Source organism: Flavobacterium sp. AC105 (assembly GCF_979258495.1).
This window is the reverse complement of sequence record NZ_OZ409860.1, coordinates 4,855,519-4,870,165: the sequence shown is the minus strand read 5'-3', so window position 1 is coordinate 4,870,165 and position 14,647 is coordinate 4,855,519. Positions and strand designations below refer to the sequence as shown.

7 protein-coding genes are annotated in these 14,647 nt (G+C 34.0%); 6 read left to right on the top strand and 1 reads right to left on the bottom strand.

Annotation, left to right across the window (positions count from 1 at the left end; genetic code table 11):
• Position 1: 1 nt before the first annotated feature.
• Together ACZ0AH_RS20130 and ACZ0AH_RS20125 are read left to right on the top strand one after the other, a co-directional pair.
• On the top strand, positions 2-907 hold the full coding sequence (locus ACZ0AH_RS20130; protein ID WP_463477547.1) for a PorP/SprF family type IX secretion system membrane protein: 906 nt from the start codon (positions 2-4) through the stop codon (positions 905-907).
• A gap of 11 nt (positions 908-918) precedes the next feature.
• The gene (locus tag ACZ0AH_RS20125) at positions 919-2,922 is read left to right on the top strand and encodes an OmpA family protein (protein ID WP_463477546.1); all 2,004 of its coding nucleotides are present in this window, start codon (positions 919-921) and stop codon (positions 2,920-2,922) included.
• 579 nt (positions 2,923-3,501) lie between these two features.
• Here the strand turns inward: ACZ0AH_RS20125 and ACZ0AH_RS20120 are convergent.
• Entirely contained in the window at positions 3,502-3,663 is a 162-nt protein-coding gene (locus ACZ0AH_RS20120; RefSeq protein WP_463477545.1) for a hypothetical protein, read from the bottom strand.
• Between the two features lie 142 nt (positions 3,664-3,805).
• Here ACZ0AH_RS20120 and ACZ0AH_RS20115 point away from each other — a divergent pair, with 142 nt between their 5' ends.
• The 4 genes from ACZ0AH_RS20115 to sov all read left to right on the top strand — a co-directional run bounded on the left by ACZ0AH_RS20115 (position 3,806) and on the right by sov (position 14,597).
• Positions 3,806-4,231: a CBS domain-containing protein gene (locus tag ACZ0AH_RS20115; RefSeq protein ID WP_463477544.1), complete on the top strand. Its 426-nt coding sequence runs from the start codon at positions 3,806-3,808 to the stop codon at positions 4,229-4,231.
• 159 nt (positions 4,232-4,390) lie between these two features.
• Positions 4,391-6,682: an NADP-dependent malic enzyme gene (locus tag ACZ0AH_RS20110; protein ID WP_463477543.1), complete on the top strand. Its 2,292-nt coding sequence runs from the start codon at positions 4,391-4,393 to the stop codon at positions 6,680-6,682.
• An 82-nt stretch (positions 6,683-6,764) separates the two neighbouring features.
• A complete protein-coding gene (gene ruvA / locus ACZ0AH_RS20105) occupies positions 6,765-7,346 on the top strand; it encodes a Holliday junction branch migration protein RuvA (RefSeq protein ID WP_463477542.1) in 582 nt (193 codons plus the stop codon).
• Positions 7,347-7,370: 24 nt separating this feature from the next.
• Positions 7,371-14,597: a T9SS outer membrane translocon Sov/SprA gene (gene sov, locus ACZ0AH_RS20100; RefSeq protein WP_463477541.1), complete on the top strand. Its 7,227-nt coding sequence runs from the start codon at positions 7,371-7,373 to the stop codon at positions 14,595-14,597.
• Positions 14,598-14,647: the final 50 nt, after the last annotated feature.

The window sequence follows — 14,647 nt, the reverse complement described above, 5'->3', positions numbered from 1 at the left end:
AATGAAAAAGTTAATTTTAATTTTTGTGTTTTTTTCAATTGTGTGTTCCGCGCAACAAGATGCCCAGTTTACACAATATATGTATAACACGACTGCGATAAATCCGGCTTATGCAGGTTCCCGTGGCGTATTGAGTGCTTTTGGATTATATCGTACACAATGGATTGGTCTTGACGGAGCTCCGGAAACAAGCACTTTTTCGATAAACACACCTTTAAATAATAGCAAGTTAGGATTGGGTGTTACTTTGGTAAACGATAAAATTGGACCAACTAATGAGAATACATTATCTGCGGATTTCTCTTATAGTATTCCAACTTCAGAAAATTTTAAACTTTCTTTCGGAATAAAAGGAACAGCAAATCTTTTCAATTTAGATGTTAGTAAATTAAGTTACGAAGATCAGGACGATCCTCAGTTTCAGGATTTAAAAAATAAGTTTTCACCCAATATCGGAGCAGGGGTTTATCTGCATTCAGATAGGGCTTATGTAGGATTATCGGTTCCTAATTTTATCGAAACAAATCGCTACGATGCCAATGATATTGCTATTTTTAAAGATAAAATAAATTATTATTTAATGGCAGGTTATGTTTTTGATGTTAATTATTACACCAAATTCAAACCGGCAATATTAACAAAAATGGTCGAAGGCGCGCCTTTGCAAGTAGACGTTTCAGGTAATTTTATGTTCAACGACAAATTTGTTATTGGACTTGCTTATCGTTGGAGTGCTTCAGTAAGTGCAATGGCAGGTTTTCAGATTTCAGATGGTTTATACATAGGATATGGTTATGATCACGAAACGACTAATTTGAGAAAATACAGTTCAGGATCACATGAAATTTTCCTTCGTTTTGACTTTTTCAATAATTATAACAGAATGACATCTCCAAGATTCTTTTAATTAATTAAACTATGAAGATTAAAAATTTAGCGTATACCCTTTTATTCTTTTGTTTTTTTGGGAATGTAAATTCTCAAACTGCAAAGATTAAATTCGCCGATAAAAAGTACGAAACATATGCTTATGCAGATGCAATAAACTTATATGAAAGTGTAGTAAGTACAGGTTATAAAGATGAAAAAGTGTTTCAACGACTTGGTAATTCTTATTATTATGTTGGAGATTTAGCAGAAGCTTTAAGATGTTATAAAGAACTGTTTATGCTAAATGAAAATCAGGAAGCAGAGTATATGTACAAATATGCCCAATGCTTAAAATCGGCAGGGAATTATAATAAATCAGATGAGATTTTAGAAAAATTCAGTCAAAAAGCACCTTCTGATCAAAGAGCAATTTTATTCAAAAGGAATAAAAATTATTTGGATGATATTAAAGAAAATTCAGGTCGGTTTGACATTGTTGATGCCGGAGTCAATTCAAAAGATTCTGATTACGGAAGCACAATTTTAGATAATAAATTAGTTTTTACATCTGCCAGAGATACGGGCAGAATCGTAAAAAAGAATTTTAAATGGACCAATAAATCTATTTCTGCTTTATATACAGTTGAATTAATGCCAGACGGAAGCATTAGCGAACCTGTGTTTTTTCATAAAAATAGTTTACATATAAATTTTAATGAATCGACTCCCGTTTTCACAAAAGACGGAAGGACAATGTACTTTACCAGAAACAATTCTAAAAACGGGAAAAGAAGACAAAACGAAAATAAAATTACATTACTAAAACTTTTTAAAGCCACTTTAATTGATGGTGAATGGAAAGATATTCAGGAACTTCCGTTTAATAGTGACGAATATAGTGTCGCTCATCCTGCATTAAGTATTGACGAAAAAACATTATATTTTGCATCAGATATGCCGGGAACTGTAGGTCAGTCTGATTTGTTTAAAGTTACTATAAATGATGATGGAACTTTCGGCAAACCTGAAAATTTAGGTACTGAAATTAATACCGAAGGAAGAGAGACTTTTCCTTTTATATCAAATGATAATGAACTTTATTTTGCCAGTGACGGACATCCCGGTTTAGGCGGATTGGATGTTTTTGTTTCAAGAATAGATAAAGATGGTAATTTTGAAGAAGTACAAAACGTTGGAGAACCTGTAAATGGCAGACAAGATGATTTTGCTTTTGTAATTAACAGTAAAAACAGAAATGGTTTCTTTTCTTCAAACAGAGATAATGGTCATGGATCTGATGATATTTATCGATTTACAGAAAACAGAAAATTAGTATGCGAACAGGATTTAATGGGAACCGTTACCGATTCTGAAACTAATGAAAAGCTTTCGGGAGTTACTTTAATTTTGTTTGATGAAATGCGTCAATCTGCTACAGAAGTTGTTTCGGATGAGAATGGAAATTATATTTTTCCGAAAGTAAAATGTCGTAAAAAATACTTTTTAAAAACATCTAAAACAGATTATGAAATAAAAGAAATTACAATAACAATAAGCAAATTATCAGGAACAACAACTTTGCCTGTTCCTATCGAAAAGAAAGCAAAACCGATAGTGGCAAAAGCAGTTGTGATTAAATCAGCAATCATTAAATCTGTAAAAATAGGACCTATAAAAGTAGGAACAGATTTGGCGAAATTGCTTCATATTCCGATGAACTTTTTTGATTTGGGCAAAGCAACTATTAAGAAAAGCTCAGAACCTCAGTTAATGAAAATTGTCGATTTGCTAAATCAATATCCAACAATAACGCTTGATATTCGCTCTCATACAGACAGCCGTTCATCGACTGAAAGTAATCAGATTTTATCAGACAAAAGAGCGGAATCGACTAAAAACTGGCTGATACAAAAAGGAATTAATGCGAATCGACTAACAGCAAAAGGATACGGAGAAACACAATTAGTAAATAAATGTGCCGATGGTGTAAAATGTACCGAAACAGAACATCAGCAAAACAGACGAAGCGAATTTATAATTACGAATTTGTAAATAAATATTCAATTATACAAAGCCCTTTTTTAATTTAAAAAAGGGCTTTTTTATTTGATAGATATGCCGTGTTATTTTTTTTAGATTTAATGTAATCCCTACGGGATATTATGGAATGGTGATTTCTGCTTCTACCGACATTTAATTCCTAACGGAATATTTATAACATTAAATTGATTGCAATATTTCACATTTACAGAGATATTTCGTAGAAATTAAATGTTGGTAGAAAAAGAATATAATATCCCCTTTTGTTCCGTAGGGACTATACTTCGCAATTTTGTCATTTCGACGCAAGGAGAAATTACACAAGTAATTCGACAAAGATTGGGGATTTTAAGTGCGATTTCTCCTTGCGTCGAAATGACAAATATTGGGGTTACTTGCGTTTCAAGGGATTAAAATCCCTTGCTACAAAATAAATCATTCCTCGGGAATTTTATAAAGAGTTTCGGAGAAACGGAAGATATTGTAGGGATGGATTTTAATCCATCTTTCGTAATCGTAACGCAATCGAAATGACAAATATTGGGGTTACTTTACGTTTCCAGGGATTAAAATCCCTTGCTACAAAATAAATCATTCCTCTGGAATTTTATAACGAGTTCCGGAGGAACGGAAAATATTGTAGGTATGGATTTTAATCCATCTTTCGAATCGTGCCACAATCATAACGCAATCATGGTTAATCATATCAAAACCATAACCCTGCGCTTTTCGCAAAAAAGTCTTAAAATTCATTCATTTTTTTAAAGTAAAATTCCTTTAAATTAAAATTTAACTTATTATGTTTAAAATGAGGTGATTAAGTTTTTAAAAAATCGTTTTCGTTGTTTTTTATATTCATTTTTTTTTAACTTTATAAATCTAAAATTTTTCAGATATGACTGTAAATCAAATACTAAACGCAAAAGGGAAAAATGTTTATTCTGTACTTTCAACAACAACAGTTTATGATGCTTTGAAAGTAATGGGCGAAAAAAACATAGGAGCAATTCTTGTTATTGACGGATCCGATTTAAAAGGAATATTATCCGAAAGAGATTATGCCCGAAAAATTGTTCTGAAAGACAAATCGTCAAAGGAAACCTTAGTGAATGAAATCATGGAAAGTAATGTTTTTTCGGTAAACCTCTCCAATAATATCGAGGATTGCATGGAACTTATGAGTACGAAAAGAATCAGACATTTGCCCGTTTTGGAAGAAGGAATTGTGGTTGGAATAATTTCGATCAGCGATGTTGTAAAAGCGATTATAGAAATTCAGAAGGATACTATTAATCATTTAAACTCTTATATTTCTCAGTAACAGAAATTCAAAAAATAAGCCTTATTAAATAGTCCAAATTATAGTGGGCTATTTTTTTTGGACTCTCTTAAATGTTATTTTAAGAAAAGAAACCTATAAAAACATGCCATTTTAAACCAAGACTTATATCTTTGTAAGCTAGAATAAAAGCTAAATATAATGAACAAAGAGAGTAAAAGAAGAGAAGCGTTACTGTACCATTCAGAACCAACTCCAGGAAAAATTCAGGTAGTTCCAACAAAAAAATACGCAACCCAAAGAGATTTATCTTTGGCCTATTCGCCAGGTGTTGCAGAGCCATGTTTAGAAATTGCAGCAAACGTAGACGACGTTTATAAATATACAGCAAAAGGAAATTTAGTTGCCGTAATCTCAAACGGTACAGCTGTTTTAGGACTTGGGGATATTGGCCCGGAAGCTTCTAAACCGGTAATGGAAGGAAAAGGATTATTGTTCAAGATATTCTCTGATATTGATGTTTTTGATATCGAAATTGGAACAAAAGATATTGAGGAATTTATTCAGACTGTAAAAAATATTGCTCCAACTTTTGGAGGAATAAACCTTGAAGATATTAAAGCACCGGAATCTTTTGAAATCGAAAGAAGACTGGTTGAAGAGTTGGATATTCCGGTTATGCACGATGATCAGCATGGTACGGCAATTATTTCTTCGGCAGCTTTAATCAATGCGCTTGAATTAGCAGGAAAAAAAGCAGAAGATGTAAAAATGGTAGTTTCAGGTGCAGGATCTGCTGCGATCGCTTGTACTGATTTATATGTTTTGTTAGGAGTAAAAGTCGAGAATATTTTAATGTATAATAGTAAAGGACTTTTAACAAAAGACAATCCTTCATTATCAGAATTACAATTGAAATATGCTGTCGATGGCGCTAAAATCGAGTTAGCACAAGCCGTAAAAGGAGCAGATGTTTTCATAGGATTATCTTCGGGAGATATTTTGTCACCTGAAATGTTATTGTCAATGAACGATAATCCAATCGTTTTTGCAATGGCAAATCCAAATCCGGAAATCGATTATAATTTAGCTACAGAAACCCGTAAAGATGTTATTATGGCTACAGGGCGTTCAGATTTTCCTAATCAGGTAAACAACGTTTTAGGTTTTCCATATATTTTTAGAGGAGCACTGGATGTAAGAGCTACGAAAATTAACGAAGCTATGAAAATGGCCGCTGTAAAAGCATTGGCTATTTTGGCAAAAGAACCAGTTCCGGAGCAGGTAAACGTAGCTTACGGAGCAACAAAATTAGGTTTCGGAAGAGATTATATTATTCCTAAACCGTTTGATCCAAGATTGATTACCATAGTAGCGCCGGCAGTTGCAAAAGCAGCAATGGAATCCGGAGTTGCAAAAAATCCTATTACGGACTGGGCAGCTTATGAAGATGCGCTTCGCGAACGTATGGGTAACGATAATAAAATGGTGCGTTTGATTACAAACCGTGCTAAAATGGATCCAAAACGAATTGTTTTTGCAGAAGCAGATCAATTAAATGTATTAAAAGCAGCTCAGATTGTTTATGAAGATGGAATTGGTTTCCCGATTTTATTAGGAAACAAAGACGTTATTTTAGAGCTTAAAGCTGAATTAGGATTTGATGCAGAACTTGAAATCATTGATCCAAAAACGAATCAAGAAGAAGTAAGACGTAATAAATTTGCTACTTCATATTGGGAAACAAGAGAAAGAAGAGGAGTTTCGTTACTTGATTCACAAAAATTTATGCGCGAAAGAAATTATTTCGCAGCCATGATGGTAAATGAAGGTGAAGCAGATGCTTTGGTAACAGGTCATACCAGAAGTTATCCAAGTGTTGTAAAGCCAATGTTGCAATTGATCGAAAAAGCACAAGGGGCTTCACTAGTTGCAACTGCAAACATGATGTTAACGTCTCGCGGACCAATGTTCTTGTCTGATACAGCAATCAATATAAATCCTTCGGCAGAAGATTTGATCAATATTGCCATTATGACGGCAAAAACGGCTAAGATGTTCGGGGTTGAACCTGTTATTGCAATGGTGTCATTTTCTAACTTTGGATCATCTACTAGTCCTGGAGCGTCAAAAGTAAGAGAAGCAGTTGCTTACTTGCATAAAAACCAGCCAGACATGATTGTTGATGGAGAAATTCAGGCAGATTTTGCTTTGAATCAGGAAATGCTTGCAGAGAAATTTCCTTTTTCTAAATTAGCAGGTAAAAAAGTAAATACATTGATTTTTCCTAACTTAGAATCTGCAAACATCACTTATAAGTTGTTGAAGGAGTTGTATAAAGTAAATTCAATAGGTCCAATTATGATGGGAATGGGTAAACCGGTTCACATTTTTCAATTAGGAGCAAGTGTTGAAGAAATGGTAAACATGGCTGCAATTGCAGTTATCGATGCTCAGGAAAAAGAAAACAAGAAAAATAAATTAGCTAAATAAAGTATTTCATAGTAAGGATTTGAACAATTTTTGTCGTATTTTTATTGCATTTTTGTTATATTTGGCCCAATAAATTATTACTATGATAGCACATTTGCAAGGAAAGTTAGTTGAGAAAAACCCTACAGAAGTCGTGATTGATTGCGGGGGAGTTGGATATCAGGTAAATATATCCTTACATACCTTCTCGTTAATTCCTAATAGTGAACATATAAAATTGTATACGCATCTTCTGATTAAAGAAGATGCGCATACTTTATTTGGCTTTGCCGAAAAATCTGAAAGAGAGATATTTAGAATGTTATTATCGGTTTCCGGAATAGGGGCAAATATTGCAAGAACAATGTTGTCTTCTATAGAACCGAGACAGATTATTAACGCAATCGCCTCCGGAGATGTAGGTGTTATTCAATCTATTAAAGGAATTGGAAACAAAACGGCACAAAGAGTTATCCTTGATTTGAAGGAAAAAGTGTTAAAGTTATATGATTTAGACGAAGTTTCGGTAGTTCAAAACAATACAAATCGAGATGAAGCGTTATCTGCTTTGGAAGTTTTAGGTTTTGTTCGAAAAACATCTGAAAAAGTAGTGGAAAAAATCGTAAAAGAAGATCCCGAAGCTACTGTTGAAACAATCATAAAAAAGGCCCTGAAAAGTTTATAAACTCATCTATTATAAAGGAATTGTATGCGTAAAATTTGTATTTTTTTGCTGGTTTTATTTTGCGGTAATGTTTTGCGTGCGCAAGTTAATCCAGCGGTTCAAGATACGACAAAAACGCAGTTCTCAGTTGGTAAAGTCGAGTTAGAAGATCCGCCAAGTATCGTTTCTGCTTATAAATATGATCCTGTTATGGATCGATATGTGTATACCAATTCGGTTGATGGCTTTTCTATTAATTATCCCATTATTTTAACACCAAAAGAGTATGAAGATTTAGTTTTGAAAGAATCCAGAAGAGATTATTTCAGAAAAAAATCAGATGCTATTGATGGTAAAAAAACAGGAAGCGAAACTGCTAAAAAGGATTTGCTGCCTCGATATTATATTAATTCAAGTTTATTCGAAAGTGTTTTCGGCAGCAATACAATCGACGTAAAGCCCACCGGATCAGTCGAAATGGACTTGGGGGTTCGATACACAAAACAAGACAATCCTTCATTTTCTCCCAGAAACAGATCGAGTTTAACTTTCGATTTTGATCAGCGAATCAGCATGAGTTTAATGGGGAAAGTGGGTACCAGATTAGATGTAAATGCTAATTATGATACACAATCTACATTTGCTTTCCAGAACTTATTCAAATTAGCATATTCTCCTTCTGAAGATGATATTATTCAAAAAGTAGAAGTTGGTAATGTCAGCATGCCTTTAAACAGTACGCTTATTCGTGGAGCCCAAAGTTTATTTGGAGTAAAAACGCAGCTGCAATTTGGTAAGACTACCATAACCGGAGTTTTCTCAGAACAGAAGTCACAAACAAAGAGTATAGTTGCAGAAGGTGGCGGAACTGTTCAGAATTTTGATTTATATGCGTTGGACTATGATAACGACAGACACTTCTTCTTATCTCAATATTTTAGAAACAAATACGACGCTTCCTTAAAAGGATATCCATTTATTGATAGCCGTGTACAGATTACAAGGCTGGAAGTTTGGGTAACAAACAAACAAAATAGGGTAAGTACAACCAGTAACAATTTACGTAATGTTATTGCACTTCAGGATTTAGGTGAGGGGCAGATTACCGGAATTCCGGATAACCAGGTTGTGGTGATAAGTTCTTCAACAGGATTTTTTAATAATGCTATTGATTCTCCAACTGATAATGATAATAATAAATACGATCCGGAAACAATTGGAAAACCAGGTTCTTATTTAAATTCAAATATTAGAGAAATTGTAACGGCAAAATCCGGATTCAACAATACAAATGTTAGCGAAGGAACAGATTATTCCGTACTTGAAAATGCCCGTAAATTAAATGCAAACGAATTTACATTTAATCCACAATTAGGATATATCTCCTTACAGCAGCGTTTAGCAAATGACGAAATCTTAGCAGTTGCTTTTGAATATACAGTAGGAGGAAAAGTATATCAAGTGGGTGAATTTGGTAGTGATGGAGTTGATGCAACTGTTGTGACAGGAAATAATAATTCAAATCAGGCAATTATCACACAAAGTTTAATTTTGAAAATGCTGAAAAGCAATTTGACAAACGTGCAAAATCCAGTTTGGAATTTGATGATGAAAAACGTGTATCAAATTCCTCAGGCTTACCAAATTAAGCAAGATGATTTTAGATTAAACATCCTTTATACAGATCCTTCGCCAATAAATTATATTACGCCGGTTCCGGGAAGTAGTTTTCCGGCAAACCCAACAGCAGATAATAAAGTTGATCAAACGCCATTGTTGAATGTCTTTAACCTAGATCGTTTAAATTATAACAATGATCCGCAAACTGGCGGAGATGGTTTCTTTGATTATCTTCCGGGTGTGACGGTAGATGTTCAAAACGGACGAATTATATTCACGACCAAAGAGCCTTTTGGAGAACTTTTATTTAAGAAATTACAAAATGGAGGTTCTGGAGAAAATTACGATGATCCAAGTACATATAATGCAAATCAACAGAAATACGTGTTTAGAAACATGTATAGAAATACACAATCCGGAGCATTGCAGGATAGTGATAAAAACAAATTCTTATTAAGAGGAAAATATAAATCATCGGGCAGTAATGGTATTCCTATTGGGGCATTTAATGTGCCGCAAGGTTCTGTTGTCGTTATGGCAGCAGGAAGAAGATTGGTAGAAGGTATTGATTATAGTGTCGATTACCAATTAGGAAGGGTTCAGATTTTAGATCCTTCGCTTCAGGCTTCAAATACACCTATTGAAGTTTCTCTTGAAAATAATTCAATTTTCGGACAGCAAACCCGAAGATTTATGGGATTCAATGTAGAACATAAAATCTCAGATAATTTTGTGGTTGGAGGTACTTATTTAAAAATGACAGAAAGACCGTTTACTCAAAAATCAAGTTACGGACAAGAATCTGTAAATAATACGATTTTTGGTTTTAACGGAAATTACTCGACAGAAGTTCCTTTCTTTACCAGATTAGTAAATAAATTACCAAACATTGATACAGATGTTCCTTCCAATCTTTCGATTCGTGGTGAAGTTGCTTTTTTAAGACCTGATGCTCCAAAAGCAAGTGATTTTGAAGGTGAAGCAACTATATATGTTGATGATTTCGAAGGTTCGCAATCTACAATTGATATGCGATCAGCTTATGCGTGGAGTTTAGCATCAACGCCATTCCTGAATTCTATAAATGACAATACTTTTAATGCAAATTCAAATACTTTAGAGTACGGATACAAACGAGCAAAATTAGCATGGTATACGATTGATCCTATTTTTTATGCATCAAAACCATCAGGTATTTCAAACGATGATTTGTCATTAAATACAACCAGACGAATTTACAGTAAAGAGTTATATCCAAATACAGATATTGCCCAGGGACAAATACAGGTTATCAATACACTTGATTTAAGTTATTATCCTTCTGACAGAGGACCTTATAATAATAATCCAAATTTTAATACAGATCCTGCTACTTCAAATTATGGAGGAATTATGCGTTCTTTAAACTCAACCAATTTTGAGCAAGGAAACGTAGAATATATTCAATTTTGGGTAATGGACCCTTATGTAGGAAACGGAGAAGCGCAAACCAATAATACAGGTAAAATATATTTTAACTTAGGTGAAGTTTCTGAAGATGTATTAAAAGACGGAAGAAAACAATACGAAAACGGATTAGGGCCGGATCAGATATTGGTAAATCCGCAGCCACTGTGGGGAGATGTTCCTGCATCACAATCCTTGATTTATGCCTTTGATACAAATGCTGATAATCGTAAAAATCAAGACGTTGGTTTAGATGGTTTGCCAAGTTCAAAAGAAGGATCAATATATACGAACTATGCAGGAGAAAAAGATCCTGCAGCGGACGATTATACGTACTATTTAAATACTGATGGAGGAGTTTTGGAACGCTATAAAAATTATAATGGAGTAGAAAATAACTCAGCCGTAAGTGTTGATGATCCTAATCGTGGATCAACAACATTACCGGATGTTGAAGACATTAATCGTGACAATACCATGAATACTATTAATGCTTATTACGAATATAGCGTTGATGTGAAGCCGGGAATGCAGGTTGGTCAAAATTATATTACAGACATTCGTGAAGTAACGAATATCGAATTACCAAACGGATCAACAACAACAGCAAGATGGATTCAGTTTAAAATTCCGGTTTCTCAGCCTCAAAATACAATAGGAAACATAACCGATTTTAGATCTATTCGTTTCATGCGTATGTTTATGACTGGTTTTAATAACCAAATGACGGTTCGTTTTGGAGCTTTAGATTTAGTAAGAGGAGAGTGGAGAAGATACACAGGTACACTTGATGCGAACGATACAAACCCGGATGATGACGGAACTGAATTTGATGTTTCGGCAGTTAATATTCAGGAAAACAGTACAAAATGTCCAGTAAATTACGTTGTTCCTCCTGGAGTTCAGAGAGAGCAATTGTATAATAATAATACGATCATCAACCAAAATGAGCAGGCATTAGCATTACGTGTTGGAGGAACAGGTTTACAGCCTGAAGATTCAAGAGCGGTTTTCAAAAACGTAAGTGTAGATATGCGTCAGTATAAAAAACTTAAAATGTTTTTACACGCTGAATCTTTACCTGCAGAAAGCACATTACTGGATGATGAAATGATAGGATTTATTCGTTTTGGAAATGACTTTACACAAAACTTCTATCAAGTTGAGATTCCATTAAAGGTAACCAGAACCGGAGGATCATGTACAATAAGCGCAGATCAGGTTTGGATGGAGCAAAATGATATCGATCTGGCGCTTGAGTTATTGACCAGTATGAAGATTAAAGCCATGTCACTTGAAGTTAATTCTGACAAAAGAGATATCAATGGAATTTATTACCCGGATGATGATATAAGTATAAAAGGAAGTCCTGATTTAAGAGATGGTGATAGTAAATTAAGATTAGGTATAAAAGGAAATCCTAATTTTGGTTTGGTGAGGAATTTAATGGTCGGTGTAAGAAGCAGGGCAGATCATAAAGATATTAAAGGAGAGGTTTGGTTTAACGAACTTCGTCTGGCTGATTTGGAAAACAAAGGCGGAATGGCGGCATTGTTAAATGTTGATACCAATATGGCCGATTTTGCAACGATTTCTGCCAGTGGTAAAAAGAGTACGATTGGTTTTGGATCATTAGAAGAAGGTGCTAATGAAAGAGATCGGGAAGATATTCAGCAATATAATATTGTTACAAATTTAAATTTAGGAAAATTATTGCCACACAAATGGGGAATTAATTTACCGTTTAATTATGCTATTGGAGAAGAGGTAATCACACCGGAATACGATCCTTTTAACCAGGATATTAAATTGAATCAGTTAATTGCCGAAACAACTGATCAGGCAGAAAAAGATAATATCAGAACGCGTGCTGTAGATTATACAAAACGAAGAAGTATCAACTTTATCGGAGTAAGAAAAGACAGGGCGCCAGAACAGAAACCTCACGTTTATGATGTTGAGAACTTAACATTCTCTCAATCGTATAATCAGGTGGAACGTCATGACTATGAAGTCGAAGATTATTCAGATGAACAATCGAATACGGCAATAAATTATGCGTATACTTTTCAGCCAAAAGAAGTAGTTCCTTTTAAGCAAACCAAATTCATGAAAAAAAGTGAATATTGGAAGTTGCTGAGTGATTTTAATTTTAATTATCTGCCATCTAATATTACATTTAATACTAATATTTTAAGACAAAGCAACCGTCAGCAATTTAGACAAGTTGAGGTAGAAGGAATTGGTTTAGATCCTCTTTACAGACGAAATTTTGCCTTTAATTATCAATACGGTTTTGGTTATAACCTGACAAAATCATTAAAATTAAATTATACCGCAGCATCCAATAATATTGTGAAAAATTATATGAATGCTGATAATACTCCTAAAGAAGATTTTAATATTTGGGATGATTATTGGGATATTGGAACACCAAATCAGCATATACAGCAATTAGTACTGAATTATGATATTCCGATAAATAAAGTTCCGATTTTTAGTTTTGTAAAAGCGGCTTATTCTTACACGGCAGATTATAGCTGGCAGCGATCTTCCTCGGCATTTTCTAATCTTGAGGTGCAAAATCCGGATGGATCATTATCGCAATATAATTTAGGAAATACAATTCAGAATGCAAATTCAAATACACTGACTACAACTTTTAATATGAATATGTTGTATAAGTATTTAGGTTTAACGCCTGGTGCTAAGTCGGCTGCAAAAGCAAAACCGGCCGCGCCGCCAAAACCAGGAGAGAAAATTGTAAATACGGCAAAACCAGCGACAAGCAGTAGTCCTTTTTATGATGGTTTGATTGGAGTTTTGACAAGTGTAAAAAACATTCAGGTAAATTACACGAAAAACAGCGGAACAGTTTTACCGGGATATACACCAAGTGTTGGTTTCCTGGGAACTTCGAGACCTACATTAGGATTTATCTTTGGAAGCCAGGATGATGTGCGTTACGAAGCAGCCAAAAATGGATGGTTAACAACGTATCAGGATTTTAATCAAAACTTTACGCAGGTAACAAATAAGCTTTTAAAAATTACGGCAAACATGGATTTGTTTCCTGATTTAAAGATAGATTTAGCAATGGATCGTGCTTATTCTGAAAATTCATCTGAGCAATATAGTGTTGTAAATGGCGAATACATGCCGTTGTCTCCTTATACTTATGGAATGTTTTCAATTTCTACTGTATTAATTAAGACCTCTTTTTCTACAAGTGATGAAACTCAGTCTGCTGCGTTTGATGATTTTAGAAACAACCGTTTGGTAATTGCAAATAGATTGGCTGAAGAACGTTATGGATCGGGAGTTGAAATTCCGAGATATGGAGACGCGAACAATCCAATTCCTGCAGATACAGATCCAAATTATAAAATATATGTTGCCAATCAGGGATATCCTATAGGTTTTACAAAAAGCAATCAGGCTGTTTTATTGCCTGCCTTTTTAGCAGCTTATTCAGGAGGGAATGCTGCAAGCACATCGACAGATATTTTTAGAAGTTTTCCTATTCCAAACTGGAGTATAAAATATAACGGTTTAATGCGCTATAAATATTTCAAAGATAAATTCAAGCGTTTTTCTTTACAGCATAATTATAGAGCATCTTATACAATAAACCAGTTTAGATCTAATTTTGATTATATCGAAAAACCGGACGGAAAAGATATAAATACTAATTTCTACAACAAGACAATTATGTCAAATGTCAATTTAGTAGAGCAGTTTAGTCCGCTTATTCGAGTAGATTTTGAGTTGAAAAGCTCGTTACGTATTCTTACAGAAATTAAAAAAGACAGAGCTTTGTCAATGAGTTTTGATAATAATTTGTTGACAGAAGTTAAAGGTGTTGAATATGTTGTGGGAATGGGATATCGTTTTAAAGATGTTATTTTCTCGTCGAGACTGGCAGATAGTCCAACGGGAATTATTAAGAGTGATATTAATATAAAGGCAGATTTCTCTATGAGAAATAATCAGACATTAGTGCGTTACCTGGATTACGATAACAATCAATTGGCTGCGGGACAAAATATTTGGTCGGTAAAACTTACTGCAGATTATGCGTTTAGTAAAAACTTAACTGCCATATTCTATTATGATCATTCGTTCTCGAAAGCAGTAATTTCAACATCGTTCCCATTAACAAACATTCGATCAGGTTTTACACTTCGTTATAACTTCGGAAATTAATTTTTAGTTTCTAAACTAGATTTCATTAGAAGATTATTACATTTGTGCCT

What these genes read in the sequence shown, in the direction of transcription:
- ACZ0AH_RS20130 (WP_463477547.1), top strand. Translation starts at nt 2, where the DNA reads ATGAAAAAGTTAATTTTAATTTTTGTGTTTTTTTCAATTGTGTGTTCC.
- ACZ0AH_RS20125 (WP_463477546.1), top strand. Translation starts at nt 919, where the DNA reads ATGAAGATTAAAAATTTAGCGTATACCCTTTTATTCTTTTGTTTTTTT.
- ACZ0AH_RS20120 (WP_463477545.1), bottom strand. Translation starts at nt 3,663, where the DNA reads ATGAATTTTAAGACTTTTTTGCGAAAAGCGCAGGGTTATGGTTTTGAT.
- ACZ0AH_RS20115 (WP_463477544.1), top strand. Translation starts at nt 3,806, where the DNA reads ATGACTGTAAATCAAATACTAAACGCAAAAGGGAAAAATGTTTATTCT.
- ACZ0AH_RS20110 (WP_463477543.1), top strand. Translation starts at nt 4,391, where the DNA reads ATGAACAAAGAGAGTAAAAGAAGAGAAGCGTTACTGTACCATTCAGAA.
- ruvA (WP_463477542.1), top strand. Translation starts at nt 6,765, where the DNA reads ATGATAGCACATTTGCAAGGAAAGTTAGTTGAGAAAAACCCTACAGAA.
- sov (WP_463477541.1), top strand. Translation starts at nt 7,371, where the DNA reads ATGCGTAAAATTTGTATTTTTTTGCTGGTTTTATTTTGCGGTAATGTT.